Here is a 4,061-nt window from a genome sequence, read left to right as displayed (position 1 = left end):
GTCCTGGCACCGGCCGGTGTTCCCCTCCGGCCCGCCGATGGTGCCGGGGCTGCGGGTGGAGAGCGTCACCGTGGTCAGGGGCCGGCTGGAGCTACGGGCGCACCGGGTGGTGGGCGCACCGCCCGGCGCGCGGGTCGAGCAGACGGGCTGGGCGACGGGACCGGGTGAGCCGCCGCTGTCGGCGCTGCACGGCCTGCACGGCTGGACGGGCCGGGACGAGGTGCGCGCGCCGGAGGGCACCGCGTTCGCGCGGTGGGTGCGCGTGCCCCGCCTGTCGGCGGACGCGGAGGGCACGGCGGTGTACGCCGCGCTGGCGACGCTCACGGCCGAGCCCGGGCCCGCGCCCCTCGCCGACGCGGTCGGTGAGGTGACGGTGGACGCGGACTCGGGAGTTCTGCGGGTGCGGTGGGCGGACGACGGCGCGCTGACCCGGATCGGCTTCGGGCCGCTCACGGTGGAGCACATGCCCGCGGGGGCCGGTGGGTGAGGGTCAGGCGGCGGGTACGCCGAGTCCGTCCAGGACGGTCGCGCCCGGCAGTTCGGCGAGTGCCTTGCCGGGCACGAGGAGCTTGCCGCGCCGGCGGCCGCTGCCGACCAGCACGTACGGCAGGTCGGCGACGGCCGCGTCCACCAGCACGGGCCACTGGGCCGGCAGCCCGACGGGGGTGATGCCGCCGTACTCCATGCCGGTCTCACCGACCGCGGTGTCCATGGCCGCGAACGACGCCTTGCGGGCGCCCAGGTGTCTGCGGACCACGCCGTTGACGTCCACGCGGGTGTTGGACAGGACCACGCAGGCGGCGAGTGTGGTCTCGCCGCCGCGCTTGGCCGCGACGACGACGCAGTTGGCGGACTCGTCGAGGAGTTCCGCGCCGTAGTGCTCGACGAAGGTGGCGGTGTCGGCCCAGTCGGGTTCGGTGTCGACGTAGATCAGCTGTCCGGCGGGGACGGCGCCCCGCCACGCGCGCACCGCCTCGGCGACGGGCGCGGTGAGCTCGTCGAGGCATTCGGGAGCGGGCCGGGCGTTGTCGAAGTTTCCGATGGGTGCGCGCATGCCCGCACGCTAACAAAGCGGGCGTGTGGCGGAGGGACTGTCTCAGCGTGCGGGCGGCACGGAGACCGCCATGGTCGTCTCCAGCGCTTCCGTGCCCTTGTTGCGGTAGCTGTGGGGGGTGTTCGCCTCGAAGGAGGCGGAGGCGCCCGCGGGCACGAGGTGTTCGGTGCCGTCGACCACGAGGGTGAGGGTGCCGGCCGTGACGTGGATGAGCTCGAAGGTGCCCGGCGGGTGCGGGTCGGAGCCGCTGCCCTCGCCGGGCTCCAGGTGCCACTTCCACAGTCCCAGCGGGCCGTTGGCGTCGGTCCCGGCGAGCAGCAGGCTGTGGCTGCCGGCGTCGGTGTGCCACAGCCGCACGGCCTGCTCGGCCGCCACCACGCGGACCCTGGGGCCCTGTTCGTAGTCGAGGACGGAGGCGATGCTGACGCCGAGGGCGTCGCAGACCTTCACGACGGTGCCGAGGCTGGGGGTTGGCAACTGCCTGCCAAGGAGGGTGAACGAGGTCGAATTAGCTCGATCGCGTGATGGCCGGCTCGCAGGCTTGCGGCGTTGTGGACCGATCGGGGTGGCGTGAACGTGCGCTCTGGACGCCGGGTGCGGTGCCCGGGGGCACCCCCGGCGGTGGCCGGGGGAGTGCGGGGCCCCTGCTCCACCAGGGAGACGGTTCAGGACCTCCCCGTCACCTCCGGCCCCATTCACACGGCCGGGTCGTGAGGGAATCCGCCCACCCGGCTCGGACCACGGACACGATCCGTGTCGCCGCCCGGGTCGCGAAAGCGGACGACCAGTGCGCGGACTCTCTCCCGCCCACTGATGAGGAACGGCTGGTCCTGGCCTGCTCGATCAGCATGCCGCGGCTGACGCCCGCGCCGGCGGCGAGGGCGCCGAGGGTGAGGCGTTCGGCGCGCCAGCGCTTCACGTTCCCCGTTGCCGGGCCGAGTACCCCGGCCCGGCAACGGGGGAACGCTACGAGGCACGGCCTCCTTCGGAGACAGCCACACCGGCGTCCCGGTCCTCGGGCGCGGAGGAGCCGGACGGGGCGGCGGCGTCGAGGGACTCCAGGCCCCGGACCGCCTCCTCGTCGAGTTCCGCCAGGGCGTTGAGCTGCTGCGGGGTCATGTCCGCAGGGATCGGCACCGGCGGCGGGGTGCGCAGCGGCGGCTGCCAGCCCAGTTCCGGGTCCCAGCTGCGCACCACCCGCGCGGGCGCGCCCGCCACCACCGAGTGGTCGGGGACCTCGCCCCGTACGACGGCGCCCGCGGCCACCACCACGTTCCGGCCCAGCCGCGCTCCCGGAAGGACCACGGCGCCCGTACCCAGCCAGCAGCCCGGCCCGATCTCCACCGGCTCCATTCTCGGCCACTGCTTGCCGACCGGCTGACGCGGATCGTCGTAGCTGTGGTTGGTCGACGTGATGTACACGTACGGACCGCAGTAGGTGTCGGAGCCTATGGTCACCGTGGTGTCGGCTATGACATGGCTGCCGCGGCCCAGCACCACCCCGTCACCGAGCACCAGGATCGGGTCCGGGCCCAGGTCGAGGTCGGGCATCAGCCCGGCGGTCAGCGTGACCTGCTCCCCGATGATGCAGTGGTCACCGAGGTGGATCCACGGCTCGCCGAAGACCGTGCCCTGCGGGAAGGCCAGCCGCGTGCCGTGGCCGATCCGGCCGAACCGCATCCGGCCGGGCCGCTGCGCGGTGACCGCTCCGGCCTCCTGGACCAGCCGCCATCCCCTGTGCACGGCGCGGGTCACCAGCCGGCGCCTCCAGGCGCCCACTGACGAGAACGTGTTTCTGTTCTTCGGCACCCACTCACGGTACTCAGTCGCACCGCCCCGCGTGACCTCGACGAGCTGTGATCTCCGTCCCGAAACGGCGTCAGCCGTGCTCGGCACGGCACGGGGTCGGGTCCGGCACCTCGAACGGAACCTCTACGCCCCCTGCCGCCGGCACGGCCGCCGGCACCAGCCGGCCACTGCGCCGTTCGGGGCGCACGTGGTCCCGGGGCCGGTCAGGTTCGCGGCGTGTCGTTGCCCAGCTGATCCACGGGGCGCCCGGTGGCGCCACCGGGCGCGGCCCGGATGATGCGCGGGGCTTCGGCCTCGCGCGAGGCCGCCTCCGCTGTGGCCGCAGCGCGGCTTCACCGCCGCGTTCGCCCCGCTGATCCGGCACCTGAACAACACCGCGAACCGTCTGGTGCACCGCTTCGGCCTGCAACCCCAGGAAGAACTTGCCTCCGCCCGCACCCCGCAGGAGCTGGTCGCACTGGCCCAGCACTCCGCCCGCGAGGGAGCGATCGAGGCGGACTCGGCCGAGCTGTTCGTGCGCACCCTGCACCTGAGCGAGCTGACCGCCGAGAACGTCATGACCCCGCGCGTGGACGTGAAGGCCCTTCAGGCCCACGCCACCGCCGCGGACGCCGCGAACCTCACATTGGCCACCGGCCTGTCCCGCTTCCCCGTCTACCGCGACAGCCTGGACGAGGTCATCGAAACCGTCCACATCCGCGACGTCCTCGCCCTGGAGGAGGACAAGCGGGCTGTCACAGGAGTCACCGAGCTGGCCACCAAGCCGCTGCTGGTACCCCACTCGCTGCCGGTCGACACCCTCCTGCGCCGCCTGCGCGAGTCCCGCACCATGGCCGTGATCATCGACGAGTACGGCGGCACCGCGGGCGTCGCCACGGTCGAGGACATCGTCGAAGAGGTCGTCGGCGAGGTCCGCGACGAACACGACCCCCACCAGCAGCCCGACCTGATGCCCGTCTCACCGGCCGCGGACGGCCGGCCTGTGTGGGAGGCCGACGGCAGCGTCCGACTGGACGAGCTCGAGGAGATCGGCTTCGCGGCCCCCCAGGGCCCGTACGAGACCCTGGCGGGCCTGCTCGCGACCCGCCTGGAGCGCATCCCGGCCCTGACCGACCGCATCCACGTGGACGGCTGGCAGCTGGCCGTCCTCAACATCGAGCGCCACCGGGCCGACCGGGTACGCATCACCGCCCCCGCC

Annotated in this window: 2 protein-coding genes and 3 pseudogenes; 2 read left to right on the top strand and 3 right to left on the bottom strand. The window is 73.7% G+C overall.

The genetic code is table 11. The features are described from left to right. Nucleotides 1-487: pseudogene (locus GUY61_RS35560) on the top strand (hypothetical protein); the annotation flags it as partial. A gap of 3 nt (nt 488-490) precedes the next feature. On the opposite strand, the gene GUY61_RS35555 reads toward GUY61_RS35560, so the two are convergent. From GUY61_RS35555 to GUY61_RS35545, 3 genes and pseudogenes are all read right to left on the bottom strand, one after another. Next, nucleotides 491-1,054, bottom strand: coding sequence for a YbaK/EbsC family protein (locus GUY61_RS35555; protein ID WP_166634438.1), 564 nt, complete (start codon nt 1,052-1,054; stop codon nt 491-493). 42 nt (nt 1,055-1,096) lie between these two features. Next, a pseudogene (locus GUY61_RS35550) lies at nt 1,097-1,522 on the bottom strand (cupin domain-containing protein); the annotation flags it as partial. Nucleotides 1,523-2,020: 498 nt separating this feature from the next. Then, complete coding sequence (locus tag GUY61_RS35545) at nt 2,021-2,863, bottom strand: acyltransferase (RefSeq protein WP_166634437.1); 843 nt, start codon at nt 2,861-2,863, stop codon at nt 2,021-2,023. 319 nt (nt 2,864-3,182) lie between these two features. Between GUY61_RS35545 and GUY61_RS35535 the strand changes: the two are divergent. Beyond that, nucleotides 3,183-4,061 (top strand): annotated as a pseudogene (locus GUY61_RS35535) (hemolysin family protein); the annotation flags it as partial.

The organism is Streptomyces sp. GC420 (genome assembly GCF_009916105.1).
Taxonomy (GTDB): Bacteria; Actinomycetota; Actinomycetes; order Streptomycetales; family Streptomycetaceae; genus Streptomyces.
Note: the sequence above shows the minus strand (reverse complement) of the source record. Positions and strands in the feature narration are given on the sequence as shown.

What these genes read in the sequence shown, in the direction of transcription:
- GUY61_RS35555 (WP_166634438.1), bottom strand. Translation starts at nt 1,054, where the DNA reads ATGCGCGCACCCATCGGAAACTTCGACAACGCCCGGCCCGCTCCCGAA.